The 25,546-nt window shown below is 70.0% G+C and carries 18 protein-coding genes; 7 read left to right on the forward strand and 11 right to left on the reverse strand.

The annotated features are described in order from the left end of the window. Nucleotides 1-221: 221 nt before the first annotated feature. Nucleotides 222-1,940, forward strand: coding sequence for a glycosyl hydrolase family 18 protein (locus tag ACFSVL_RS32900; protein WP_378309741.1), 1,719 nt, complete (start codon nt 222-224; stop codon nt 1,938-1,940). A 64-nt stretch (nt 1,941-2,004) separates the two neighbouring features. Here ACFSVL_RS32900 and ACFSVL_RS32905 read toward each other — a convergent pair whose 3' ends face one another. From ACFSVL_RS32905 to ACFSVL_RS32915, 3 genes are read right to left on the reverse strand one after another with little or no spacing between them, the layout of a single operon-like run. Next, nucleotides 2,005-3,675 carry a beta-ketoacyl reductase gene (locus ACFSVL_RS32905; RefSeq protein ID WP_378309743.1) on the reverse strand — a complete coding sequence of 557 codons (1,671 nt, stop codon included), beginning with the start codon at nt 3,673-3,675 and terminating at the stop codon, nt 2,005-2,007. A gap of 19 nt (nt 3,676-3,694) precedes the next feature. Then, nucleotides 3,695-4,294, reverse strand: a complete 600-nt coding sequence (locus ACFSVL_RS32910) for an AAA family ATPase (protein WP_378309745.1) — start codon at nt 4,292-4,294, stop codon at nt 3,695-3,697. Nucleotides 4,295-4,304: 10 nt separating this feature from the next. Continuing rightward, nucleotides 4,305-5,102 (reverse strand): MBL fold metallo-hydrolase, encoded by a 798-nt coding sequence (locus tag ACFSVL_RS32915; protein ID WP_378309746.1) that lies wholly within the window; start codon nt 5,100-5,102, stop codon nt 4,305-4,307. 99 nt (nt 5,103-5,201) lie between these two features. Between ACFSVL_RS32915 and ACFSVL_RS32920 the strand changes: the two genes are divergently transcribed. Beyond that, nucleotides 5,202-5,636 (forward strand): MarR family winged helix-turn-helix transcriptional regulator, encoded by a 435-nt coding sequence (locus ACFSVL_RS32920; protein WP_378309748.1) that lies wholly within the window; start codon nt 5,202-5,204, stop codon nt 5,634-5,636. Here the strand turns inward: ACFSVL_RS32920 and ACFSVL_RS32925 are convergent. After that, on the reverse strand, nt 5,560-6,198 hold the full coding sequence (locus ACFSVL_RS32925) for a TetR/AcrR family transcriptional regulator (RefSeq protein ID WP_378309751.1): 639 nt from the start codon (nt 6,196-6,198) through the stop codon (nt 5,560-5,562). The genes ACFSVL_RS32920 and ACFSVL_RS32925 overlap by 77 nt on opposite strands. A gap of 93 nt (nt 6,199-6,291) precedes the next feature. Here ACFSVL_RS32925 and ACFSVL_RS32930 point away from each other — a divergent pair, with 93 nt between their 5' ends. Beyond that, a complete protein-coding gene (locus ACFSVL_RS32930) occupies nt 6,292-7,329 on the forward strand; it encodes a Gfo/Idh/MocA family protein (RefSeq protein WP_449224394.1) in 1,038 nt (345 codons plus the stop codon). 139 nt (nt 7,330-7,468) lie between these two features. On the opposite strand, the gene ACFSVL_RS32935 is transcribed toward ACFSVL_RS32930, so the two are convergent. Continuing rightward, on the reverse strand, nt 7,469-8,458 hold the full coding sequence (locus tag ACFSVL_RS32935) for a malate dehydrogenase (protein WP_378309755.1): 990 nt from the start codon (nt 8,456-8,458) through the stop codon (nt 7,469-7,471). A 649-nt stretch (nt 8,459-9,107) separates the two neighbouring features. Between ACFSVL_RS32935 and ACFSVL_RS32940 the strand changes: the two genes are divergently transcribed. Next, nucleotides 9,108-9,737 carry a DUF4360 domain-containing protein gene (locus ACFSVL_RS32940; RefSeq protein WP_378309756.1) on the forward strand — a complete coding sequence of 210 codons (630 nt, stop codon included), beginning with the start codon at nt 9,108-9,110 and terminating at the stop codon, nt 9,735-9,737. A gap of 37 nt (nt 9,738-9,774) precedes the next feature. On the opposite strand, the gene ACFSVL_RS32945 is transcribed toward ACFSVL_RS32940, so the two are convergent. Next, nucleotides 9,775-10,212: a MarR family winged helix-turn-helix transcriptional regulator gene (locus ACFSVL_RS32945; RefSeq protein WP_378309758.1), complete on the reverse strand. Its 438-nt coding sequence runs from the start codon at nt 10,210-10,212 to the stop codon at nt 9,775-9,777. Nucleotides 10,213-10,314: 102 nt separating this feature from the next. On the opposite strand from ACFSVL_RS32945, the gene ACFSVL_RS32950 reads away from it, so the two are divergent. Next, nucleotides 10,315-10,701, forward strand: a complete 387-nt coding sequence (locus tag ACFSVL_RS32950; protein WP_378309760.1) for a nuclear transport factor 2 family protein — start codon at nt 10,315-10,317, stop codon at nt 10,699-10,701. 105 nt (nt 10,702-10,806) lie between these two features. Here ACFSVL_RS32950 and ACFSVL_RS32955 read toward each other — a convergent pair whose 3' ends face one another. Continuing rightward, the gene (locus ACFSVL_RS32955) at nt 10,807-12,597 is read right to left on the reverse strand and encodes a hypothetical protein (protein WP_378309762.1); all 1,791 of its coding nucleotides are present in this window, start codon (nt 12,595-12,597) and stop codon (nt 10,807-10,809) included. Between the two features lie 128 nt (nt 12,598-12,725). Here ACFSVL_RS32955 and ACFSVL_RS32960 point away from each other — a divergent pair, with 128 nt between their 5' ends. Then, entirely contained in the window at nt 12,726-13,676 is a 951-nt protein-coding gene (locus tag ACFSVL_RS32960) for an aldo/keto reductase (RefSeq protein WP_378309764.1), read from the forward strand. Nucleotide 13,677: 1 nt separating this feature from the next. Here ACFSVL_RS32960 and ACFSVL_RS32965 read toward each other — a convergent pair whose 3' ends face one another. From ACFSVL_RS32965 to ACFSVL_RS32975, 3 genes are read right to left on the reverse strand one after another with little or no spacing between them, the layout of a single operon-like run. After that, nucleotides 13,678-15,762: an FUSC family protein gene (locus tag ACFSVL_RS32965; protein WP_378309766.1), complete on the reverse strand. Its 2,085-nt coding sequence runs from the start codon at nt 15,760-15,762 to the stop codon at nt 13,678-13,680. Beyond that, the gene (locus ACFSVL_RS32970; protein WP_378309768.1) at nt 15,759-18,869 is read right to left on the reverse strand and encodes a GH92 family glycosyl hydrolase; all 3,111 of its coding nucleotides are present in this window, start codon (nt 18,867-18,869) and stop codon (nt 15,759-15,761) included. The genes ACFSVL_RS32965 and ACFSVL_RS32970 overlap by 4 nt, the downstream gene beginning before the upstream one ends. Before the next feature lie 38 nt (nt 18,870-18,907). Continuing rightward, nucleotides 18,908-19,306: a GNAT family N-acetyltransferase gene (locus tag ACFSVL_RS32975; protein ID WP_378309770.1), complete on the reverse strand. Its 399-nt coding sequence runs from the start codon at nt 19,304-19,306 to the stop codon at nt 18,908-18,910. Between the two features lie 246 nt (nt 19,307-19,552). Here ACFSVL_RS32975 and ACFSVL_RS32980 point away from each other — a divergent pair, with 246 nt between their 5' ends. Then, entirely contained in the window at nt 19,553-20,944 is a 1,392-nt protein-coding gene (locus ACFSVL_RS32980; RefSeq protein ID WP_378309772.1) for an amino acid permease, read from the forward strand. 54 nt (nt 20,945-20,998) lie between these two features. Here ACFSVL_RS32980 and ACFSVL_RS32985 read toward each other — a convergent pair whose 3' ends face one another. After that, entirely contained in the window at nt 20,999-25,294 is a 4,296-nt protein-coding gene (locus tag ACFSVL_RS32985; RefSeq protein ID WP_378309774.1) for a GH92 family glycosyl hydrolase, read from the reverse strand. Nucleotides 25,295-25,546 lie beyond the last annotated feature (252 nt).

Below are 25,546 nucleotides of genomic sequence, written 5' to 3' on the forward strand. Positions count from 1 at the left end.
CGGCATAAACACTCACGACCCCCAGCCGCACCGGCGAAGCTGACCCACCGGCGCCCGGTGGTCCGGTGGCCCCCGACGATCCGACCCGGCCGTTCGGCCGCATTAGTGGTCTAGACCTTGACGGGTGACTGGTCCAGTCCAATTCTGAGAAGGTTCCGGCCGTGCGCCGCCGCCGCACGGTCCCTTCCGGCACTGGAGCCCGCATGCGACGAAGAAGTCACTTGTCCAGATTGTCCGCTCTCCTGGCCGCCGCCGTGGCTCCGCTCGGCGTGCTGGCCGCCACCGCGGGGACGGCGCACGCCGCCACGCCGCTGCCGAACCACGTGTTCGCGCCCTACTTCGAATCCTGGAACGGCCAGAGCCCGGCCGCGATGGCGCAGGAGGCCGGCGTCAAGCACCTGACGATGGCGTTCCTGCAGACCGCGTCCAAGGGTTCGTGCACCGTCCTCTGGAACGGCGACACCAGCATGCCGGTGGCCGATTCGACGTTCGGCGCGGACTTCCGCACCATCCGCTCGCGCGGCGGGGACGTGATCGCGTCGTTCGGCGGCTACACCGCGACCCACAACGCCACCGAGATCGCCGACAGCTGCACCGACGTCGACAAGATCGCCGCCGCGTACAAATCGCTGATCACCACCTACGACATCCCGCGCCTTGACATGGACATCGAGGACAACTCGCTGACCAACTCCGCGGGCATCGACCGCCGGAACAAGGCGATCAAGAAGGTGCAGGACTGGGCCGCGTCCGAGGGCCGCCAGCTGCAGATCTCCTACACGCTGCCGACCACCACGAGCGGTCTCGCCAGCGCGCTGGACGTGCTGCGGAACGCGGTGTCCAACGGGACCAAGGTCGACGTGGTCAACCTGATGACCTTCGACTATTACGACAACGCCACCCACAACATGGCCCAGGACACCCAGACCGCCGCGGCGGGACTGGTGTCGCAGCTGGGGCAGCTGTACCCGGGCAAGACGCAAGAGCAGCTGTGGGGGATGGTCGGCGTCACCGAGATGCCGGGCATCGACGACTTCGGCCCGGCGGAAACGTTCACCACCGCGGACGCGGTCACCGTCTACAACTGGGCGGTGTCCAAGGGCATCAACCTCCTGTCGTTCTGGGCGCTGCAGCGGGACAACGGCAACTGCCCGGGCACCGGCGCGCGCGACGACTGTTCCGGCATCGCGCAGGACAAGTGGTACTTCAGCCACACGTTCGCCCCGTTCACCGGCGGAACCCCGGTGCCGGGCAACGACTTCTCGGTGTTGTCGAGCCCGGGCTCGGCTTCGGTCGACCCCGGCGGTTCGACGACCGCGAAGGTGGTCACGAAGGTGACTTCCGGTACGGCGCAACAGGTTTCGCTCTCGGTGACCGGCGCTCCGGGCGGCGTGACCGCGTCGATCAGCCCGTCGACGGTCACGGCGGGGGAGACCGCCGACCTGTCGATCACGACGACCGCGGCGACGCAGCCGGGCGTCTACCCGTTGACCGTCACCGGTGCCGCGCCGGGCGGGAACAGTCACACTGCCACGTACACGTTGACGGTCAACGGAACCAGCCCGACCGGCAGCGTCATCAACGGCAACCTGGAGACCGGCGCGCTCAGCCCGTGGACCGGCGGGAACGTCGTGTTGTCGCCGGTGCACTCCGGCAGCCACGCGTTGCAGGTGTCGCCGACCGCGTCGACCACTGGGGAAGCGGCGCAGAACCTCACGCTCGCACCGAACCACGCGTACACGATGACGGCGTGGGTGCAGGGCGGCTACGCCTACGCCGGAGTCCGCGGGGGAGCGACGGCCAGCTCGTGGACGTCCAACACCGGCTGGACCAAGCTGACGGTGCCGTTCACGACCGGCTCCTCCGGCGCGGTCACGGTGTACATCCACGGCTGGTACGGCCAGGGCCCGATCTACGCCGACGACATCTCGGTCAGCTGATTACTGTATAACGACCTATACGGCTGGGCATCGGGCGGAAACTCGCCCGATGCCCAGCTCGCGTTCAAACCAAAAAGCGCTCAGAACCGTGGCAGGCTGCGCACGGGCCGGAGAGCGCGCCGGGGGCGAGCACGACCGGTTGTTCGCTGCCGAGAGCGGCGTCGAAGAGCGTGCTGTCCCATGGTCCCCAGGCGATCGAGACCGCGGGTAGCCCGGCCGCGTGCCGGTGGGTGGCGAGGGCGTCGAGGAACCGGTTGGCTGCCGCGTAGTTCGCCTGCCCGGCTACGCCGAAGGTGCCGGCGACGGAAGAGAAAAGCACGAACGCCGACAGCGGCAGGTGTTTGGTCGCTTCGTGGAGGATCCAGGCGGAATCGGCTTTGGCGCGCAGGACCGGGTCGAGGCCTTCGGCGGTCTCGTCGAATTCCGCCGCGCAGTGCACGACGGCGGTCAGCGGCGGGCTGCAGGAGGCGATGAGGCTTTCGACCAGGTCCCGGTCGGCGACGTCGATGGCGGCGATGCGGACGTCCGCGTCGAGTTCGGCTTGGAGGTGCTCCGCGGTGGCCGCGGCGGGACCGCTCCGGCTCGCCAGGACCAGATGCCGGACGCCGTGCGCGGCGACGAGGTGCTCGGCCAGCAGCGCGCCGATCCTGCCGGTGCCGCCGGTGATCAGGACGGTGCCGGACGGATCGATCGGCCGGGCGGGGGAGGCGTTCGCGCGGGCGATCCGGAAGGCGTGCGGGACGCCGTCGCGGAGGGCGAGCTGGGGCTCGGCGACCCCGCCGACGAGGTCGAGGACCTGGGCAGCGGGGGTGGGCCGGTCCAGGTCGACGGCGGTGATCTCGGCCGGGTGCTCGGCGGCGGCCGCGCTGACCAAACCCCAGACCGCGGCGCTCGCGAGGTCCGGGTCGGGTCCGGTGGCGTTGGTGGTGACGACAACGAGCCGTCCTTCGCGGTGCCGCCACTCCTGAAGAGCCAGGAGCGTGTGAGCGGTGAGCGCGTGAAGTTCGCTGCCGGTGGGGATTTCGAGGACTTCGGCTTCGCCAGGGATAGCCCGGACGGGGAGCCACTCGGGACGGTAGAGCAGGCCGTGCAGTTCGACCCTGCGGGCGCCGCTGCCGCTGAAGACCGCGTGCCAGTCGACGGGGATGCCTGCGGTGTGCAGGCGGGCGACCTCGGCGAGGAGGTCGCGGGCGGAGGCCGGGCTGAGGTCGAGGACCAGGTCGTCGCCGGGGCATTCGGTCGCGCGGGCGATGGCGTGCGGGCGGATGCCCCAGGATTCGAGCAGCTGGCACAGTGCGGCCTGGAAAGCGAAGAGACGGTCCTGATAATCGTCGTACATCGTGGTGTAGATGGCGGCGAAGCGCGGAAACCGGTGGGTGAACTCGGTTTCCCGGCCTGCCGGGAGTTCGGTGCCCCGGGACAGAAAGGTCAGCCGGGGACAGCCCGGCACGGTTTGGCCGGTCGTCTCGCCGTTCGCGACCGCCTTGAGGGCGGCCCGGTCGCCGGCCGGCACCAGGACGCGGTGCGCCAGCGGGGTGCGGGTGGCGAGGGTGTAGGCGAGGTCGAGATCGGACGCCGGGGTGTCGAGCAGGTCCGCGGCGACGGTGCGCAATGCGGTGCTGTCAGCGGCGCTGAGCAGCCAGGGCGGCGCGGGGAAGCCGGGGCGCGGCATGGCGGCGTCTTCCGGGTCGCGGTCCGCGAACAGCGGCCGGACGGCGGCTCTGTGTCCTGGCACTCCTCGACATATACCGCGCTCAGGCCGGGCTGGGCGGCGGGTTACCCGTTTGGTCCCCGTTCCGTGCACGCGGTACCTCCGCCGGTGCGCGGCGGGCAACGATTTCCGCTACCCGCGCGCACGTTTCGTCCGGGTTGAGGTGTTCGGTGTCCAGGACTGTGCATTGTGGACGGAGCGGGAGGTACTGCGCGACGTGGTCGTGGATCCGGTCGAGCACGACCGGACCGCCCAGCTCGGCCATCGCGTCGGTGGCCGCGTGCTCGCCGCGGCCCGCGTACCGGGCTTTCGCTTGGGGCCGGGGCGCGGCGAGCATGATCTCGACGTACTCGCCGCCGGCCGCGCGTGCTGCTTCCTCGAAGCGTTCGGCTTGTTCGACGCTGGCGACCAGCTGTGGCATCACGACGTCGTGCCCGGCCCGCAGATGCGTCTCCGCCATGGCGAGCGCGAGCCGCCGCGCCGCGGGCAAGGTGTCCCAGAACGCCGCCCGCCAGCCGCCGATCATCGTGACCACCTGGTCGGCTTCCAGGTCGAGCACGCCGGGGTGCCGATCGGCGTAGTGCCGCGCGACGGTGGATTTCCCGATGCCGGACGGGCCGTTGAGGTGGATGAGCCGGGCCATGCGGCCGACCTTAGCGTCCGAGCGGATTCCAGCGGCCGTCGCGGACGGTTCCGAAGACCGCGCCGGAGAAGTGGTTCCCGAAGCCGATGGTCCCGGGCTCGGCGAGTTCGGCGACGAGCTGCTTGCGGTGCACGGCGGCCTGGACCGGGTCGTGGTCGTACACACAGGACCATTCGGGATGCTCGATCTGCACCGGGGAATGGACCGCGTCGCCGAAGGCGATCAGCCGTTGGCCGCCGCCGGTGATCACGTACTCGGCGTGCCCTGGCGTGTGCCCGGCGGCGAAGCGGACCTGCACGCCGGGAAACACTTCCTGCCCGTCGTCGACGGTGTGGACCTTCGCGGCCATCGCGTCGGTCTCCCGGGAAGCCTCGCGCTGTGCCCATTCCGGCTCTGGCACCAGGTATTCGGCGGTGGCGAACGCCGAGGGATGCGAAGCCCAGCCGATGTGATCCGAGTGCAAGTGCGTGAACGCCACCGCCTCGACGTCTTCCGGCTTACGCCCGAGCGCGGCCAGATTGTCGAGCAGAGCACCGCCGTAGAGCACGCCGTTCGGTGCACCGGGCTCGGCCGGCAGCGACTGCGGCCCGAACCCGGCGTCGATCAGCAGCGCCCGATCGCCGTGCTCCACCAGCAGTCCGCCGATGCTGACCCGGAGGTAGCCCTCGTCGTCGAGGTACTCCGGATGTTCGGCCCAGGTCTCGGCGGTGCTGTCGGGCAGCCAGAGGCGCGGATTTCCTTGTACGGCACCGTCCGGCACGAACGACACCTTGGTGTCGCCCAGATGGACGGAGTGATGATCGGGCACGGTTCGGTCCTTCCTTCGGTTGCCCTCGACCATAAGCATCAAGCTAGAAACATTCAAGCTTGAAATATTCTGGCTTGATGGAGTTGCTAGGATGGCGGAGTGACGGAACCTCAGGCGATCGCCGAGCGGGAACTGTGCGGTCTGGTGAACGGGCTGGCGCAGCAGATCGCCGACCATGTCCGCGAGCGCGCGGTGGCGCTGGGGCTGACCGCCGCGCAGGCGACCGCGCTGCGGGAGCTGACCGGTCCGATGACCATGCGCGAGCTGGCCGAGCGGATGAGCTGCGAGCCGTCGAACGCCACCTTCGTCGTCGACAAGCTGGAGAAACAGGGGCTGATCGAGCGGCGCGCGCATCCGACCGATCGGCGCGCCAAGCACCTCGTCCTGACCGAGGACGGCACGGCGCTGCGCGAACGGCTGCTCGAATTGCTCACCCGCGATTCTCCGCTGGCTGGGCTCAATTCCCGGGAGCAGCGGACGCTGCAGAGCCTTCTGGAGCAGGCGATCGTGCCGGGCGCAGGCCGTCGAGGATGATGCGGAGATTCCGCCGCCACTGGTCGCCGCGCGGGGCGAGTCCGATCGTGTGGCCCGGCGGGATCGCGGTGGCGAGCGCGAAGGGGACGTCTCGCCAGTCGAGATCGGCGCGGAGCGCGCCGGCTTTCTGGGCTCGCTGCACCAGCTGACGCATGGTCCGCTGGAGCCGGTTGATCCGCTGCGCCAAATCGAGCCGTTCGCCGCGGCCGGAGAGTGCGTCGTGCAGTCCGCAGCTCTGCGCGCGCAGCTGGACGTAGGTCTCGGCGAAGTCGGCGAATCCCTGCCAGGCGTCGGGGGAGTCGAGCGCGTGGGCGGCGCGCGCCGTCATCTCGTCGATGGTGTCGGTGAGGATCGCGGCGAGGAGCGCGTCCAGGGACGGCACCCGCCGGTACAGGGTGCCGAGGCCGACGCCCGCGCGCTGGGCGATGTCGCGGGTCGTGACGGCCAGCCCCAGTTCGTCCAGGGCCTGCCGGGTCGCTTCGACGAGCCGTTCGGCATTGCGCTGTGCGTCGGCGCGCGGCTGGTTTTGGGCGAGCAGCGCGGTGACGGCGGAGTCCGGCATTCCCGCAGTCTAACCAAGCGGGTCGCGTTGTTCCGCTTCTGGTAGCTTGACAGAAACGGAACACATTGACCCGTTTAGTCGGAGGTGGGGGACTTGACCAAGCCGATCGGCGTCGGAATCCTCGGCGCGAACCCGGATCGGGGATGGGCCGCGCGAGCGCACATTCCGGCGATCGCCGCGTCGCCCGAGTTCTCGCTGGCCGCGGTCGCGACTACCCGCACCAGCAGCGCGGAGGAGGCGCGCAGCCGCTTCGGTGCCCGGTACGCGTTCACTGACGCGCGGAGTCTCGCGGAGCATCCGGACGTCGATCTCGTGGTGGTCACGGTGAAGGTGCCAGCGCACGTCGAGCTGGTGACTGCCGCGCTCGAAGCGGGCAAGCACGTCTACTGCGAATGGCCGTTGACGACGACTGCCGACGAGGCGGCCGCGTTGGCGGAGGCGGGGGAGCGGGCTGGGGTGCATACGGCGGTCGGGCTGCAGGCTCGGTTCAATCCAGCGGTCGTCCGCGCTCGGGAGATGCTTGCCGAGGGCCGGATCGGGACTGTGCAGTCCGCGACTGTCTACAGCTCTCGCGGCAAGGGGAACACTCAGGACGTCCCAGGCTGGACCGCGTACACGTACGACCGCAGCGCCGGTGCGGGACTGGTCGAAGTCCTCGGCGGGCACGCGCTCGACCTGGTGCAGCACCTGCTCGGGCCGGTCCGTGAGCTGACCGCGCGGACCGCGATCCGGAACCCCTCGCACCGCATCGCCGAGACGGGGGAGCGGGTCGTCGTCACGGCTCCGGACCATTTCCTGGCGCACGCCGAACTGGATAGCGGGGCAGTCGTGTCGATCCACCTGCACGATGGGGAAGCGGTCGTACCCCGGACGCGGATCGAGATCGCGGGCACCAAAGGGAATCTCACGCTGACGTCCGCGCCGGAAGCCGATCCGTGGGCCGCCCAGCTGCAGATCGGACGGTTCGATCTCTGCGGGCTTCCGGTGGACGAGGCCAGCGCACTGCCGATCCAAGCGGCGAATGTGAGCCGGGTTTACGCACGACTGGCGGCGGATTTGCGAGAAAACACCCACACGGCGCCAGACTTCCGCACCGCCCGCGACCTCCACAAACTCATCTCAACTGTATAACGACCTATACGGCTGGCAAGTGAGGAAAAGCCCCACTTGCGAGGCCATCGCTGAATCGACCAGCTGTAAAACAACCGCACAGACGCGAAAGCAATAATGGCCGCCCCGGATCCGGGGCGGCCATCATTCAGTGCGAATCTCAGATGAGGCCCAGCTTGCGGACCGCGTCGCGCTCCTCGGCCAGTTCGGCCACGGAGGCGTCGATGCGCGGGCGGGAGAACTCGTCGATCTCCAGGCCCTGCACGATCTCGTACTTGCCGTCCTTGGCGGTGACCGGGAAGGACGAGATGAGGCCCTCCGGGACGCCGTAGGAGCCGTCGGAGACGACGCCGGCCGAGGTCCAGTCGCCCTCGGCGGTGCCGTTGACCCAGGTGTAGACGTGGTCGATGGCGGCCGAAGCGGCGGACGCGGCCGAGGAGAGGCCGCGGGCCTCGATGATCGCGGCGCCGCGCTTGGCGACGGTCGGGATGAAGGTGTCGGCGAGCCAGGCCTGGTCGTTGATGGTCTCGGCGACGTTCTTGCCGTTGACCTCGGCGTGCTGCACCGACGGGTACTGGGTGGCCGAGTGGTTGCCCCAGATCGCGACCTTCTTGAGGTCGGTCACGGCCACGCCGAGCTTCTTGGCCAGCTGGGCGAGCGCGCGGTTGTGGTCGAGGCGGGTCATCGCGGTGAAGCGCTCGGCGGGCACGTCGGGGGCGTGCGACTGGGCGATCAGCGCGTTGGTGTTGGCCGGGTTGCCGACCACCAGCACGCGGATGTCGTCGGCCGCGCCGGCGTTGATCGCCTCGCCCTGGGGCTTGAAGATGCCGCCGTTGGCCTCGAGCAGGTCGCCGCGCTCCATGCCCTTGCTGCGCGGGCGGGCCCCGACCAGGAGGCCGATGTTCGTGCCGGAGAAGGCCTGCTTCGGGTCGTCGAAGATGTCGATGCCCGCCAGCAGCGGGAACGCGCCGTCGTCCAGTTCCATCGCGGTGCCCTCAGCCGCCTTGACCGCCTGGGGGATCTCCAGGAGCCGCAGCTTCACCGGGGTGTCGGCGCCGAGCAGCTGACCGGACGCGATGCGGAACAGCAGCGCGTAGCCGATCTGGCCGGCCGCACCGGTGACGGTGACGTTGACAGGGGCTTGGGTCATTGCGCTTCTCCAGCTTGAGACGACTTTGGCTAGTACCGAGGATGCTAGCCCTACCGGCGGGCGCCGTCCGGGTGCGTCCAGTCACGGTTGCCAGGATCACGTTCCGGGCGGGGGAGGGCGGCCGGTGCCGTGCGGGGGAACGGGGCGGGATAGCGCGGGAATTGCCTGCCCGGTTCGGGGTGGCGGATGTCGGCGCTGCGGGGGCGAATCCGCGCGGAGATCGGCGTGGTTTCACATCACAATAGAGTTGCGGGCCGGTTGTGGCGGGGCGGAAGCGGACCCGACTAAAGTCGTATCGGCGGGTTCGCTGGTGTGCGGTGTGCCGGTCCTCCGCCGTTTGCGCTGGAAAGCGCGGTGTGGTGCGGGAGCGGTCGGGGGCGTGCGAACTGCCCCAATTGCCCTGGTTTTCGTGGTGTTTTCGCCGGTCGGCCCCGGACCAGTGCGGCCGCGTGGTTCGGGTTGGTAGATTTCTGAACCATTTTTGTTGATTCGTCAATTGTCCATAAGCGCTTTTGTCAACGGTTTGTAAAAACGTTGCTGTGTGCAGCTAAGCAACGACGTTGCTCCATTCAGTGGGCCTGACCGGGCAGTTCCTGCGCTACCCTGTCGAAACCCCCCGCCCACATCGGAAGTAATGGGAAGGAAACCCATGCTTACCACGATGGCCGCTGCGCTTCTGGCGCTTTCTTCGACGGTCGCACCGCATTCCTGGCCGCAAAATCCGCCGCCGGACAAAATTATCATCGATGTCGCGACGGTGAACGGCACCGGTTGCCCGCCGGACACGGCCGCGGTTTCGGTCTCGGCCGACAATACCGCGTTCACGGTCACCTACAGCCAATACACCGCGCAGGTCGGCGTCGGCGCGGGACCGACGGACTTCCGCAAGAACTGCCAGATCGGCCTTCGTGTCCACGTGCCGCAGGGCTTCACCTACGGGATCGCCTCGGCGGACTTCCGCGGGTTCGCGCATCTGGAGAACGGCGCGTACGGCGTCGAGCGGGCGAATTACTATTTCCAGGGAAATTCGCCGACGCAGTACGCGAGCCATAAGCTGAATGGCTTCCTCGACGCGGACTGGCAGTTCACGGATGCGACGGAGATCGACGCGATCGTCTATCAGCCGTGCGGTCAGGAACGCAACCTGCAAATCAACACGGAATTGCGGGCGTATGCTGGCACGTCCGATCCGAAGAAGACGACGAGTTTCGTGACGATGGACTCGACCGACGGCAGTGTCACGACGGTTTACCACTTCGCCTGGAAGACCTGCCCGTAACCGCGGTATCCGGACCCGTGAGTGCCCTAGGGGGTGCTCACGGGTCCGTTTGCGTGACGTTGTCCGCGAGCCGGGTCAGCAGGGCGGCGAGGGTCGCGATCTCGTCGTCGGTGAAACCGGCGCGGATGCGTTTGTCGTGCGCGATCGCGGCGTCGGCGAGGCGGTGGAAGGTCCGTTCGCCGTATTCGGTGAGTTCGACCTGGTGCACGCGCCGGTTTTCCGGGTCGCGGCTGCGGGTGAGCAGGCCCGCGGTTTCCATGCCGTTGAGGTGGTGGGTGAGCGTCGCGCCCTGGATGCCGACGGCGTCGGCGAGTTCGCGCTGGCTGGCGTGTTCGCGGGTTTTGAGCGCGATGAGGATCTGCCACACCGGCTGCGATCCGCCGACCTCGGCGAGCGCGCGGTCGAACGCCTGGCCCGCGGTTTTGGCGGTACGGGCGAGGAGGACGCCGAGCGGCGGCGTGGCGGGTCGGGGCACGGGGAGACGGTACCGCAGGCCCGTCGTACTCTAAGCCTTTGACATCGAACGATTAGATATCTAACGTTTGTGGCGTCACACTGACCGGCACTGGAGGGAATCATGGACGCCGCGGACATCGCTGAACTGGGCAAACGCTGGGCCGCCGCCGAGGTCGCGGGCGATACGGACACCTTGGGCGACATGGTCGCTGACGGGTTCCGGCTCGTCGGGCCGCTCGGGTTCGTGCTCGACCGGGAGCAATGGCTGGGCCGCTACCGGTCCGGCGCGCTGGCGACGCTCCGGCTGGACTGGCGCGACGTCGAGGTGCGGGTGCACGGCGACACCGCGATCGCGATCGGCGTGCACGACCAGGAAGCGACGCACCAGGGCAACCGGGTGGACGGCACGTTCCGGGCGACGCACGTGCTCGTCCGCGGCGAGGACGGCTGGCGGATCGCCGGGATGCACCTCAGCCCGATGGGCGCGCCGCCGTCCTTCGCCCGCTGATCCGCCGGGCCCGAAGCGCCCCAATGCCACTTTGGGTGCATGCGACGTACCCAATGCCACATTCGGTGCGTCAGATGCACCCAAAGTCGCATTGGGGCGGTGTGGTCAGGGGGCGTGCCAGAGGTGCACGGTGTGGTCCGCCGGCGAGTCGGTCGTCGTGGCGACGGTCTTGCGGTCCGGGCTGACCGTGAACGACGAGATGCCGGGCACGCCGGGGCCGTCCTGTTTGCCGTCGAGGGCGTGGACGGTGAGGGTGCCCGAGGTGAGGGCGAGCAGGTGCTGGTCGTCCAGACCGGGGGCGACCATGGTGAAGAGGAGGTGCCCGCCTTCCTCGCCTCCAGGTGGCGGGGCCAGTGCGAAGGACAGGCGGATCTCCTCCTGGGTGGTGGTGTCCCATTGCCGCACCCTCGGTGCCGAGTGGCTCTCGCCGCCGCTGGTGGTGATCAGGGTGCGGCTGTCGGGGGTGAAGGCGAAGTAGCCGAGCCGGTCGTGATCGACCCAGGTGATCGGCTTGCCGATGGGTCGCAGCGAGGTCGCGTCCCGCAGTTCGAGCTTGCTGGGGTGGCTCGAACGGCCGTCCCATTGGTAGAGGGCGAGGGTCCGCCCGTCCGGGCTGAACTTCCCGTACCGGTAGAGGGCCGGGGTTTCGGCGCGGCCGACGCGGGTGTGGTCGGCGAGACGCCACAGTTCGAGTCTGCGCGGGGAGGACATCGGCACCGTCAGCATGCTGCCGTCGGCGCTGAGGCTCGGCCCGGAGCCGTCGGCGTCGATGTGGTCGATGACCAGCGGTTCGCCGGTTTCGCGGCCGGTTCGCGCGTCCCAGCTTTGGACGGTGAGCTGTCTCCCGCCGTTCACCCGCGCGGTGACCAGGGTGGTGCCGTGGAAGGCCACGCCGGCGAGGCCGGACTCGGGGAAGGGGCCGATGCGCTGGCCGACCGGCTGGTGCGTCGTGAGGTCGAGGACGTCGAGGGTGGTGTCGGCGTTCGCGGTGACCAGCAGTCGGCTGTCGGGGCTGAATATGACGGCTTGCGGGTGTCCTCCGCCGATGAGGAAGCCGGATTCGACGAGTGGCGACGGCTGCGGTGCGGGCGACGGGACGGCGGGCGGATCCGGCCAGGCGACCCAGGCGGCGAGTCCGGCGATCACCAGCGTGAGCGCGCCGAGGAGGATTCTGCGGCGTGGGACGGGACCTCGCTTCGGCACCGGCTGGGGGTCGGCGAGCTGGTAGATCACCGAGTCGTCCGGTGCTGGCAGCTGGTGGTCGTCGAGGAGCTGGTTGAGTTCGGCCGTGTGCGCCGCGAGGAGGGTTTCGATCGCGGGCGGCCACGGGGCGGTGGAGGGGCCGAGCGCGTCGAGGAGTTCGGCGGCGGTGGGCCGGTCGGCGGGGTGTTCCGCGAGGCAGCGGCGGATCGGCTCGGGCGGGTTCGTGGTGCTGGCGGCGAGAATCGAGCCGAGGGCGAGCAGGTCGTCGGCCGGTTCGCGGCCGGCTGCGCGGGCGATCAGCCTTGCCCCGGCGGTGGTGAGGCGGATGGCGGACGGGGTCAGGTTTCCGTGTGCCAGCCCGGTGTCGTGGAGCCGGGCGAGGTCGGCGGCGATTCCGGCGGCGATCCGGAGGACTGCTGGTTCGGGCAGTGTGCCGAGGGTGTCGAGCACGTCGCGCAGGGACGGTCCGGGGATGAATTCCGTTGCCAGCCACGGGGGTTCAGCCGCGATGATCGTCGGCAACGCGGCGGCTTCGGCGCGGAATCCGGTGTCGTCGGCGAAAAGCTTGAGTGCGACGAGGCGGTGGTCCGGTCCGCTGCCGAGCAGCACGCGGCTTGTCTCGCGGCGGGCCAGTTCCGCGAGCACCCGGTACGGCCCGAGCCAGAGCGGATCGTCGAGGGCCGGTCTTCGCATCAGCTGCCTCCCCAGATAGCTGTCCGACGAGGACGATCTTGCCAGCTCCGGTGCCCGTCGAGGGACAAGAGGGCAGAGTTTCCCGTCGGCACGGGCATTCCGCGGGGCCGGAGTGATTGAATGCGATCATGGTCGCACTTCGCACTCTTGGCTCATCCGACGTCGCCGTCTCCCCGCTGTGCCTCGGCGGGAACGTGTTCGGCTGGACCGCCGACGAATCGGCGTCGTTCGCGGTGCTGGACGCTTATGCCGAGGCCGGCGGCAACTTCCTCGACACGGCGGATTCGTACATGTACCAGTTTCCCGGCAACGAGGCCGGGCAGTCTGAGCGGATCATCGGCAAGTGGCTCGCCGCGCGCGGGAACCGGGCGGACGTGGTCGTCGCGACGAAGGTCGGGGACAGCCCGAAGTTCAAGGGGCTCGCGCCGGCGAACATCAAGGCCGCGGCCGAGGAATCGCTGCGGCGGCTGGGGATCGAGCGGATCGACCTGTACTACACGCACTTCGACGACGAATCCGTCCCGGTCGGCGAGATCATCACCGCGCTCGACGAGCTGGTGAAGGAGGGCAAGGTCCGCGCGATCGGGACGTCGAACATCAGCCCGGAGCGGCTGGCCGCGTCGCTGGAGTTCTCCGACCGCGAGGGGCTGGCGAAGTACGTCGCGCTGCAGCCGCAGTACAACCTCGTCGCGCGGGACGGGTACGAGAGCGAGCGGCGGGGGATCGTGGAGCGGCACGGGCTGGCCTGCGTCCCGTATTTCGGTCTCGCGTCCGGGTTCCTGACCGGCAAGTACCGGCCGGGCGAGCAGGTCGACAACATCCGGAACCTGCCCGGTCTGGCGGGCGGTTACGCGGACAGCGAGCACGGCGTGAAGGTGCTCGCGGCGCTGGAAGAGGTCGCGAAGGCGCGCGGCGCGGAGATGGCGACGGTCGCGCTGGCCTGGCTCGCGCAGCAGCCGACGGTGGCCGCGCCGATCGCGTCCGCGCGGACGGTCGAGCAGGTGCCCGCGCTGGTCGCGATGCACGACGTGCGCCTCAGCGACGACGAGCTGCGAGTACTGGACGCCGCTTCGGCGTAAGTCAGCTGTGCGGCGGCGGGTCCTGCGCGCCGACGCCGAGCACCCGGCCCAGCGCGATGAGGCCCTCGTCGAGGTGGCTCATGCTGGACAGCACGGCGCGGGTCTCGGCCTCGTCGATCCGGTCGGCGACCGGGGTCCCGTCGTCGCGGACGAGCTTGCGCGGCCGTGCGGCACCCGGGTTGCTGACCGCCTCGTGGACGAGGTCGACGTTCGCGATGATCCGGCCGGCGAACTGGTCCAGCCGTTCGGACACCGGGCCGGCGAGCTGGCCGGGCTGGGCTCGTGCGGCGACGTGCCGGGCGCGGAAAGCGATGCCCTCCAGCGTGGTCAGCACGTGCCAGCCGTAGTCGCGGCGGGCGCTGCGCAGGTTGATCGGGTGGGTGAGCGGTTCGATCGTGAGCCGTACCTGTTCGACCGCCCGGTCTAGGTCGCGGGACATCTCGATGATGTTCACGTTCTCCCGGCCGGACAGCAGCGTCGCCGCGGACTCGACGAACTCGTGCAGTTCGTCGAGCGCGAGCGCGATGTCGTCCAGCATCACCGCGCGCGTGCGGACCGGCAGCACCACCACCGCGGCGAGCAGGCCGCAGGCGGCACCGACCGCGGTCTCGGCGACCCGGATCCACAGCACCTCGATGCTGAACGTGCCGAGCAGGCTGTACAGCAGGCCGAGCATGCTCGTGATGAAGAACGCCATCAGGAACTGCGACACCCGCGCGGTGTAGACCATGCCGAAGACGCAGACCAGCAGCAGCGTGAGGATCGCCGGGGTGTTGCCGCTGACCAGCAGCGCCAGCGCGACGCCGCCGACGATGCCCAGCAGCGTTCCGCCGGTGCGGCGCAGGCCTTTCACGAACCGCGCGCCCGCGCTGGAGGTGCCGATGAACACGACGAACACCGTCAGCACCGCCCAGTACCAGCGCTGCGGCGAAATCAGCTGCCCGGCCAGCACGGCGAGTCCGCCGCCGAGCACGGCCTGGATCGCGCCGCGGGTCTGGTTGTCGTAGGCGAACGCTTTGGTGGGTTCGGTTTCTTCGTCCTCGTCGGCCGGGAAGTCCGAAGTGGACTGGCTGGCGATCCGCTGCGCCCGGTCGTCCGCGACGGCGAGTTCGGCGATCGCGCGGCGGACGCCGTCGCCGGGGTGCGCGCGTTCGTCGATCCGGCTGCCTTCCACCAGCATCCGGCTGTACTCGCCGGTCTCGCTGATCAGCGGCAGGTCGCGCGGGTCGCGTTCCATCAGCGACCGGAACCGGGACAGCCGGGCCACGAGGTCGTCGGCGACGCCTTCGGGCAGCGGCTGCGAGCACGTCCGGCGCACGGTGATCACCAGCCACTGCACGGCCAGTTCGACCTCGATCACCCGGCGGCGCAGCTGGTCGGCGCGGCGGTCGTCGACCACGTCCGGGGCGTGGTCCTCGATCAGGAGGACCACCTCGTGCAGCCGCTCCACCGAGGTGCGGATCTGCCGTTTGCTGCGGTCGGATCCGCCGGAGGAGATGTAGGCCTCGGTCGCCCGGACCGCCGCGCCGAGCCGCGCCCGGAACGCCTGCCGGTAGCGGATCAGCTCGCTTTCGGCGTTGCGGCGCAACAGAAGGAACCGCACGACCGCGTTGGCGGCGACGCCGATGCCCAGCGCGATCAGCAGATGCGGGACCTGCGCGAGGTGCGCCTGCAGGAACATCGGGAAGAAGAACAGGAAGAACGCCATCGACCCGAGCGCGATGCCGCGCGCGCCGAACCGCTGCACGTACACCGCGACGAAGATCAGCAGCACGAACACGATGCTGTCGGCCGGCGCGTACGCGGAGCCGATGCAGGCGGCGGTGATCGACGCGGCCCCGACCACGAGCGCGAGGAGCAGCGTGACGGCCTGGCCGCCGCCGGTGGCGTCGTTGACGGTGAACGCGCTCATCATCGCCGCGATGGCCGCGACGAGCGTGGTGGTGAGCGGGAAGTGCAGCGGCAGCATCACCAGCACCGCGATGACGATGCCGAGCACCGCCGACGCGGCGAGCCGCAGCCGGACGAGGCCGGGGTCGGCGGCCGCCAGCCGGTCGAGGAAGGCGTTGCGCAGGTCGGTGATCATCGGGCGAGCAGCTCCCACTGGGCGAGGGCGACGCGCCGCCGGGTCGAGGCGCGGACCCGCAGCCGGTAGTGCCGGCACGCGGCGGGATCGGCGAGCGCGAACGGCCGCGTCTGGCGCCGCCAGCGGAACACCTCGCCGGAGCGTTCGTCGAGGGTCCGCCACTGCTGTCCGTCGTCGGAGCCTTCGAGGACCCAGTCCCGCGGATCGCCCGCGCCGGCCCCGGAAGTGAGCGTGTAGAGGACGACTTCGCGCGGTTCGCCGTCGGCGGTGAAGGTGATGGTCGGCCTCGGGGTGCGGAAGACGGCCTGGGTGCGGCTGGTGTTGTCCGACAACGCGGCGAGCCCGGTGCCGGTGAGATCGCTGAGCGGCGCGGGGGCTACCGGGGTGACCGGTTCCGTGCCCCAGCTGCCCGGCGAACTGCGGACGTCGAACTCCAGCACCGCGCCGCGGGCGAGGACCGCGTGCGCGAGGGTGGCGGACGGGTGCGGTTCGCCGTCGACGGTCAGGCCGTGCACGTACGGGGTGTCGGCCTCGTCGGCGGCGGTCGCGGCGCGGGGTGCTCGGATCACCAGGTCCTTTCCGTTGTCCAGATGCACGGTGGCGGAGCGGAACAGCGGCGCGCACACCGCGTACCGCGGGCTGCCGACGGCCAGCGGGTAGAGACCGAGGGCGGTGAAGACATACCAGGCCGACATCTCGCCGTTGTCCTCGTCCCCGGGACAGCCCTGGCCCAGTTCGCTGCCGAGGTACAGCCGCCGCAGCACCTCGCGGACGGTCCGCTGCAGCTTCGCCTGCGCGCCGGCGAACGCGTAGACGAACGGGATGTGGTGGGAGGGCTGGTTGGAATGCCCGTATTGGCCCATCCGCACGTCGCGGGCCTCGGTCATCTCGTGGATCCGGCCGCCGTGGCCGGTTTCCGGAAGCCGGAAGAACTCGTCCAGCTTCGCCTCCAGAGCGGCGGGCCCGCCGTGCAGCGCGGCGAGGCCGGGACCGTCGTGCGGTACGGAGAAGGCGGTGTTCCAGGCGTTGGTCTCGACGAAATCCGGGCTCCAGGCCGTCGGGTCGAATCCGGCGGCCGGGTGCCGCCAGCTGCCGTCGAGGGTGCGGCCCTGGAAGAAGCCGGTCCGCGCGTCGAAGTGGTGGGCGTAGTGCTGGGCGCGCTGACGGAAGTAGACGGCGTTGTCGGCGAACCGCCGGGCCCGCGCGCCGCTGCTTTCCCGGGCGAGCGCGTCGGACAGGTTGGCGAGGCCGAAGTCGTTGAGACACCCTTCGAGCGCCCAGGACAGGCCGCCGCGCGTCGAGGTCGGCGTGTAGCCGAGGAACGCGGAGCGATCGAGGCCCTTGCGGCCGACGCCCGCGCGCGGCGGGGTGACAGTGGCGTTCTTGAGCGCGGCGTCGTAGGCGGCCTCGACGTCGAAGTTCGTGACGCCCTTCAGGTACGCGTCGGCGAAGGCGACGTCGGAGCTGGTGCCGGTCATCAGGTCGGCGTAGCCGGGGGAGGACCATCGGGCGATCCAGCCGCCTTCGCGGTACTGCTGCACGAAACCGTCGATCATCCGGCCGCACTGGCGCGGCGCGAGCAGCGCGTACGCGGGCCAAGTGGTGCGGTAGGTGTCCCAGAAGCCGTTGTTGACGTACAGCTCCCCGTCCACGACCTTCGCGCCGGTGCGCCGCCGGGTGCTCGGCCGGAAGCTCCGCACGACCGGGCTCGCGTGCCGGATGCCGCGCGGCGTGTTCTCGTGCGCGACGTTCGGGTACAGGAACAGCCGGTAGAGGCTGGAGTAGAACGTGGTCAGCTCGTCCTCGGACGCGCCTTCCAGCTCGACCCGGCCCAGCACCTCCTGCCAGCGTTCCCGCGCCCGGTCCCGGACCTCGCCGAACGTCGTGCCCGCCGGGATTTCCAGCGTCAGGTTCCGTTTCGCCTGCGCCAGGCTGATCAGCGACGTCGCGATCCGCACCGTCACCTCGGGCGACGCGAACTCCAGGCTCCCGGTCACCGTCCGCCAGAACGGCCGCCGGATCCGCCCGCCGCCGGACGGCCGCTGGTCCGCCTCGGCATACACGAACATCCGCCGCGCACCGGCCGACAACCCGCTCCGCACCCAGGTGTGGCCGGTGACGACCCCGCGCTCGGCGTCGATCCGCAGGCCGCCGCGGTTGCGGGCGTTGTCGAACAGCACCCAGCCGCGTCCGGCCGGGAACGCGAACCGGAACATCGCCGCGTGCTCGGACGGCGCGACCTCGCCGGTGATGCCGCCGCGGAACCGGACGCGGTAATGGTGCGGCCGGCCGGTCTCGTCGTCGTGGCTGAACGCCAGCGAACGTCGCGCGCGGTCCGGTTCGACCGGGCCGGTCCCGGGCATCAGGTGGAAGGTGTGCCGGTCGCCCATCCACGGGCTCGGCTGATGGCTCAGCCCGAACGCCTGCAGCCGCGGGTCGTTCCGCTCGTCGTTGTGGCGGTGGTAGGAGTAGAACCAGTTCAGCGCCCGCGCGTCGGTGACCGGGGTCCAGAAGTTGAACCCGTGCGGCACCGCGGTGGCCGGGAACGTGTTGCCGCGCGAGAACTCCCCGCTGGAATGCGTGCCCCGGGTGGTCCGGACCCAGCCGACCGGGTCCTGGCGCCGCGGCGGGTGTTCGGCGATCCGGACGTCGTCCAGCCAGCCCGTCGCGTCGCCGGTCAGGTCGGTCGCCAGCAGGATCCGCCGTACCCGCTTCCCCGCGAACGCGCCCAGCGGACGCCGCACCAGGTTCCACTGGTCCACGTAGAGCGTCTTCGCGTCGCCCTGCGCGGCGGGGGAGAACCCGGCGCGGCTGCCGTCGTCGAACTCGACGTCGAGGGACACGTACGTGCTGCGGTAGCTCGGAACCGGGCCGTCGGACGCCGGGAAGACCACATACGACAGTGCACTGTGGCCGGTGACCGGAATGTCCACCTCGAACAGCGTGATGGCCGGCCCGGCTTGGTAGCGCAGGGCTTTCGCCCCGGTGAACCCGACGCCGGTCTTCGCGGTCGGCGACCGGCGCGGCCCGCTGTCCATCCGCGCCCCGGGAGCGACCGGCTGCGGATCGCCCGCTTCGAACGAGGAGAAGAACGCAGCCGTGGTCACGCCCCCACGGTAATCGCTCCCGCACCGGCCGTGCCGGATCAGCCCGCGGCGAGCCGGATCAGCCCCGCGTCGGTGGAGGTGAAGCCGCAGGAGTCGAAGTAGAACGGCTTCAGATGCGGTTCGAAGTCCACGTGCAGCCATTCGCAGCCCGCGTCCCGGGCGGCGTCGCGCGCGCGGGCGACGAGTTCGGTGCCGATGCCGCGGTGCTGCCAGCCCGCGTGCACCTTCGGGTCCAGCAGGAACGCGTGGTCCGCGCCGTCCCACGCCAGGTTCGCGAACCCGACGAACTCGTCGCCGTCGTGCGCGCTGACCCAGCCGAGACTGTGCCGCCTCGCCCGGTCCCACCAGCCGGGTTCCGCGTTGCCGCCGTGCGCTTCGGTGAGCGCGACGAGCTGCGCGTCGGCCAGCTCCGCCCGCCACCGGTAGTCGATCTTCATCGCCCGACGCTCCCACGCCGCACGACACGCGAGCCACCCAATAACGCCAACGCCCAGAACCCAAGCTGCGTCGCCTCGGCGTCCGTGAGGGGAACCTTCACAGACGCTGATTCCCTCCGGGTTCCCCTCACGGGCCGCGAACCCCGCAGCGCCGACGTGAGTTCTCCAGGTACCGCCGTGTGGCGCGCGGCATCCGCGGCCGTGCCCGGATCCGCCGCCCGGGCGGCGTCTGCTAGGGATCTCCCCATGAATTCACAAGCCGCCGCACCGGCTGCCGAGGGGCTGGCCGCCGGCCTGCGCCAGCGTCACCTCGCCATGCTCGCGATGGGCGGGGTGATCGGCTCGGGGCTGTTCGTCAGCTCCGGCGTCGGGATCAAGCTCGCCGGGCCCGGCATCGTGCTGTCGTTCGTGCTCGCGGGCACGCTCGCGATGCTGGTCATGCGCATGATGGCGGAAATGGCCGCGGCGATCCCGTCCAGCGGGTCGTTCTCCGTGCACGCCGAGCGCGCGTTCGGGCCGTGGGCGGGCTTCGCCATCGGCTGGCTGTACTGGGCCGCGCTGGTCGTCGTGCTCGCCGTCGAATCCACCGCGGCGGCCATCATCGTCAACGGCTGGCTGCCCGACATCCCGCGCTGGGTCCTGGTCCTGGCGTTCATGGCCGTGCTGACCGCGGTCAACTTCGCGGCGGTGTCCCGCTTCGGCGAGTTCGAGTTCTGGCTGGCGCTGGTCAAGGTCGCCGCCATCGTCGGCTTCCTGGTCCTCGGCGTGCTCGCGTTCTTCGGCGTCCTGCCCGGCACGTCGTTCGTCGGCACCACCAACCTCCTCGGCAACGGCGGCCTGCTGCCCAACGGCTGGCAAGGCGTCGGCACTGGGCTGCTCGCGGTCGTGTTCACCTTCGGCGGCCTGGAAGTCGTGACCATCGCCGCCGCGGAATCCGACGACCCCGCGCACGCCGTCGGCAAGGCGGTCCGCCGGGCGGTCGTGCGGATCTCGGTCTTCTACATCGGGTCCATGCTGGTCGTGGTCACCCTCCTGCCGTGGGCGAGCGTCCAGGCCGGGGAAAGCCCGTTCGCCGCGGTCCTCGTGCACATCGGGATCCCCGCGACCGGGCAGATCATGAACGTCGTCGTGCTGCTCGCCCTGCTGTCCACCCTGAACACCAACATGTATGCGGCGGCCCGCATGGCGTACTCGCTCGCGCAACGCGGCCACGCGCCCCGCGCACTGACCAAAGTGGACCGAAACGGCGTGCCCTACCTCGCCGTCGCGGCCTCGGTGCTGTTCGGGTTCGTCGCCGTGGCGCTCAACGCGCTCTGGCCGGACACCGTCTTCCAGTACCTGCTCAACGCCGTCGGGTCGGTGCTGCTGATCGTGTGGATCCTGGTCGCGTGCACCCAGCTGCGCGTGCGCAGGCAGCTCGAACGCACCGCGCCGGACAGCCTCACCGTGCGGATGTGGGGCTTCCCGTACCTCACCTGGGCGACGCTGGCCGCGATGGTCGCGATCCTGGTCGTGATGACCGGCGACCCCGGCACCCGCGCCCAGCTCGTCAACTCCGCCGTGCTGATCGCCGTCGTCCTCGTCGCCGGGCTCTGGTGGCAGCGCGCCCACCGGAAGCAAGCCGGCGAACGTCCGTGAAGGACTCCTTGAGGGAATCAGATTCCCCCAAGGAGTCCTTCACGGACAGTCAGGTCAGAGCTTCGCGCACTGCCCGGCGGACGGGCCGCGGACGGTGTTGGCGAGGCTGTGATCGGTCGGCGCGGGGGAGTTGCCCGCGCAGGCCAGCGGCCCGCCCACGGTGCTGCCCGCGATCACCGGCCCCTGGTTGCCGGCGAGGGTGACCGGGCCGGAGATGTCGGTCAGCTCGATCGACACCGGACCGGTGCTGCCGGTGATCGACACCGGACCGGACACCTTCGTCCGGTCCAGCACCACCTGCGCCGCCCCGGCCGCCGCCAGCGGGCCGGTGATCTGCCCGCCGCGCACGATCAGCGAAGCACCGCGCGCCACGTTCACCGGACCCGACACCGTCGCCCCGTTCAAACACACCACGCCGCTCGACACGGACAGCGGGCCGTTCTGCACGCCGGTCAGCGTCTTCGCGCACGACGCGTCCGGACGGCCCAGCAGCTCGAACTCCGCCAGCGTCGCCGGACCACCGGTGGTCGCGGTGACCTCCAGCCGGTAGTAGGCGTAATGCGCCGGGTTCTTCACCGCGAACGCCCGCGTCTGCTGCCGCCACGGGAACGCCTGATCGGTCTGCTGGTCGGCGACCGCCCAGGTCTTCCCGTCATAGGAACCCTTCAGCGTCCAGCTCTTCGCGTCGCCCGCGCCGGTGCCGGAAGTGAGCGTGTAGTGCGTGACCGCCTCGTCCGTCGACTTCAGCTGGTACTGCACCGCACCCGTCACCTTCGCCTGCGTCCGCGAAGTGTTGTCCAGCAACGCCGACGCGTCCGAACCGTCCGAAGTGGACAACGTGCCCCGCCCCGGCCCGGTCTCGTCGTGCAGCGGCGTCGGCACCGCGTCGCCGGTGGTGATCGACTTCGGCGCGTCGTTCGGCCCGGTGCCCCACGCCGACGGGTTCGGGCCCATGTCGAAGTCGAGCGTGGCGCCGTGGGCCAGCACGTCGTGCGGCAGCGACGTCGACGTCCAGTTCTTCCCGTTGACCTTCAGACCCTGGACGTAGACGTTCTTCGGCGCGTTGACCACCAGGTCCCCGCCGGGCAGGTGCACGGTCGCCTTCGTGAACAACGGCGACCCGACCGCGTAATCCGGGCTGCCCATCTGCAGCGGATAGAAGCCCAGCGCGCTGAACACGTACCACGCGGACATCTCGCCGTTGTCCTCGTCGCCCGCGTAGCCCTGGCCCAGCTCGCTGCCGGTGTACAGCCGCGACACCGCTTCGCGCACCTTCGCCTGCGTCTTCGCCGGCTGGCCCGCGTAGTCGTACATGTAGAGGATGTGGTGCGAAGGCTGGTTGGAGTGGCCGTACTGGCCCATCCGCACGTCCCGCGCCTCCCGCATCTCGTGGATCACGCCGCCGTAGCTCCCCGGGAAATTCGCGGTCTCCTGATCGGCGAAGAACTGGTCGAGCTTCGCGCCCAGCTTGGCCTTGCCGCCGTAGAGATTCGCCAGCCCCTGCCCGTCCTGCGGCACGGTGAACGCCATGTTCCAGCCGTCGGTCTCGGTGTAGTCCCCGCCCCACTCGCGCGGATCGTAGGACGCCTTGTCCTTCGTGAACTTCCCGCTCGCGTCCTTGCCCTGGAAGAACCCGGTGGCCGGATCGAACAGGTTCACGTACTGCTGCGCCCGGCTGGTGAAGTACCGGTAGTTCTCCAGGTACTCCGCCTTGCGCGGATCGTCCGCCTTGGCCTGGTCGTACATCTTCTTCGACAGGTTCGCGACGCCGAAGTCGTTGACGTAGCCCTCGATCGCCCACGAGAAACCCTCGCCGGTCGAATTCGGCGTGTACCCGAGGAAGATCGACTGGTCCAGACCCTTGCGGCCGACCGCCGAGTTCGGCGGCGTCACCGTCGCGTTCTTCAGCGCCGCGTCGTAGGCCGCCTTGACGTCGAAGTTCGTCACGCCCTTCTGGTAGGCGTCGGCGAACGCGACATCCGAGCTGGTCCCGGTCATCAGGTCGGCGTAACCGGGGGAGGACCAGCGCGCGATCCAGCCGCCGTCGCGGTACTGCTGCACGAAACCGTCCACCATCTTGCCCGCCATGTCCGGCGTGAGCAGCGAGTACGCCGGCCACGTCGTGCGGTAGGTGTCCCAGAACCCGTTGTTCACGTAGATCTGGCCGTCGACGAGCTTCGCGCCCGTCTGCGTCGGCGTGTCCTGGCCCGCCTTCGGCGCGACCGGGCTCGCATACCGGTACTTCGGCGCCTCCTTGCTGCCGACGTTCTCCGCACCCTCGTTCGGGTACAGGAACAGCCGGTACAGGTTGGAGTACAGCGTCTCGATCTGGTCCTTCGACGCGCCCTCCACCTCGATCACGCCCAGTTGCTTGTCCCACGCCTGCTGCGCCGCGTCCCGCACCTGGTCGAACCCGGCGTCCGGGGCGATCTCCTGCTCCAGGTTCTTCTTCGCCTGGTCCACGCTGATCAGCGACGTCGCGATCCGCATCGTCACGGTCTTGTCCGCGCCCGCGTCGAACCGCAGATAGCCGGTCACGTTGTCCCGGTTCTGCCCGGTCAGCTTCCCGCCCGCGGCGACGGGCTTGTCGAACGTCGCGTAGACGAACATCCGCCCGGCGCCCGCGGACAGGCCGCTCTTCGCGTCGGAGTACCCGCTCAGCGTGCCGTGCGCCGGGTCGAGCGTGAGCCCGCCGGAGTTGTTGACGTTGTCGAAGATCAGGCTGGAATCCTTGCCCGGGAAGGAGAACCGCATCATCGCCGCGTGATCCGCGGGCGCGATCTCGGTCTTGATCCCGTTCTGGAACGTGACGCCGTAGTAATGCGCCCGCGCCACCTCATTGTCGTGCGTGAACGGCAGCGCCCGCTTGTCGCGGTTCGCGTCCGGCACCCCGCCCGCCGCCGACGGCATCACCTGGAAGCTCTGCCGGTCGCCCATCCACGGGCTCGGCTCGTGGCTCACGCTGAACGCCTGCAACTGCGGGAGATTGTCCGCGTTGTTCTGCGAATGGTAGTTGTACAGCCAGCTCGCGGACCCCGCGTCCGTCACCGGAGTCCAGAAGTTGAACCCGTGCGGCACCGCGGTCGCCGGGAAGTTGTTGCCCCGCGAGAACGTGCCGTTCGCCATGGTGCCGCGAGTGGTGAGCACGTTGTCGCTGGGCCGCGTGCTGGCCGGCGGCGTCGGCGTCGCGGAGATCTTCAGGTCGTCCAGCCAGCCCGCGAACTGCGCCGGGCCGTTCGGATTGTCGTAGCCGACGGCGATCCGGTCGATCGTCTTGCCCGCGGCGACCCGCCCGATCGCCGAACGCACCAGATTCCACTGGTTCGCGTACAGGACCTTGCTCGCGCCCTGCCCCTCCGGCGTCAGCGGGAACCCGTACTGGTCGGTCGCGCCGAGATCCCGCAGATGCGTGCCGTCGGTGAAGTCCAGGTCGACCGCGACGTTCGTGCTCGGGTACTTCAGATCGCCCTCGGCGAACTGCGGCTGCACCTTGTAGGACAGCTCGGTCGTCCCGGTCACCGGGAGGTCGACGTCGTAGATCTTGTTGTAGGAGTAGCCGTGCCCGGCCTTGGGCTGGCTCCCGGAGTACCGGAACGCCTTCTTCCCGGTGAACCCGACCCGGTTCTTGTTGGTGTAGCCCTGATTAGGGCCCGAATCCACCACGCTGCGCATGTTCGGCAACGGCGGCGGGGCCGGATCGTCGTTGGCCAGCAGCAGCTCGGAGAACTGCATGATGTCGTCGCCGTTGTTGCGCGTCACGTCCAGCTGGTAGTACCGGTACGCGGCGGTCGGCGCGGACAGTTTGTAGTCGTTCTGCTGGAACCGCTTGCCGAACGACTGGCCCGACTGCTTGTCCAGATCGGTCCACGTCTTGCCGTCGGCCGAACCGCGCAGCGTCCAGTCCCGCGGATCGCGGCCGGGCGCGTCATTGGCCGAGGACACCGCGTAGTGCGTGATCTTCGCCGGCTCGGACAGCGTGAACGTGACCGACGCGGTCGGGTCCCACGACAGCCACTTCGTGCCGGTGCTGCCGTCCACCAGGTTCGCCGCGACCTCGCCGCCGCCGGTGTTCTCGCTGGTCGCGCTGATGTCGGTGACCTTGCCCCGGATGTCGCCGGGGATCGCGGTCCCGTTCGCGCCGTCGACGCCCGACGCCCGCGGCTTCCCCGCGGCATCGGTGTCGACCGCGTCCTGGACCGGCTGCGGATCGTTCGGCTCGAACGAAGAAACGAAATCCGGCGGGGCGGCCTCGCCCGGCGCGGCACCGGCCGCGGCGGGCAGGACGACCAGGCCCGCGGCCGCCACCGCCGCGGCGAGCACGGCGTGGAGCGGTCTGGCGCTTCGGGGCATCATTGCTCCCAGTTCGTCAGGGGATCGGGGCCCGGGAACCCCGGGCACCGGAAGCTCAACGCGCGGGTGACATCGATGTCAAGGCCGCCCCGGAAACCTGACCGGAAACGGACAACCCCGCACCGCACGGCTACGGCAACCGGGTGCCGCCCCGCTTCGGACCGCTCGAATGCGGCATTGGGGCGCTTGGGGCCGCGGCGCGAAGCCGGTCGAGCGCACCGGCGCGCAGGCCCGGCGGGTATAACAGAGTCC

This window comes from Amycolatopsis silviterrae (assembly GCF_042684085.1).
Classification (GTDB): domain Bacteria; phylum Actinomycetota; class Actinomycetes; order Mycobacteriales; family Pseudonocardiaceae; genus Amycolatopsis; species Amycolatopsis silviterrae.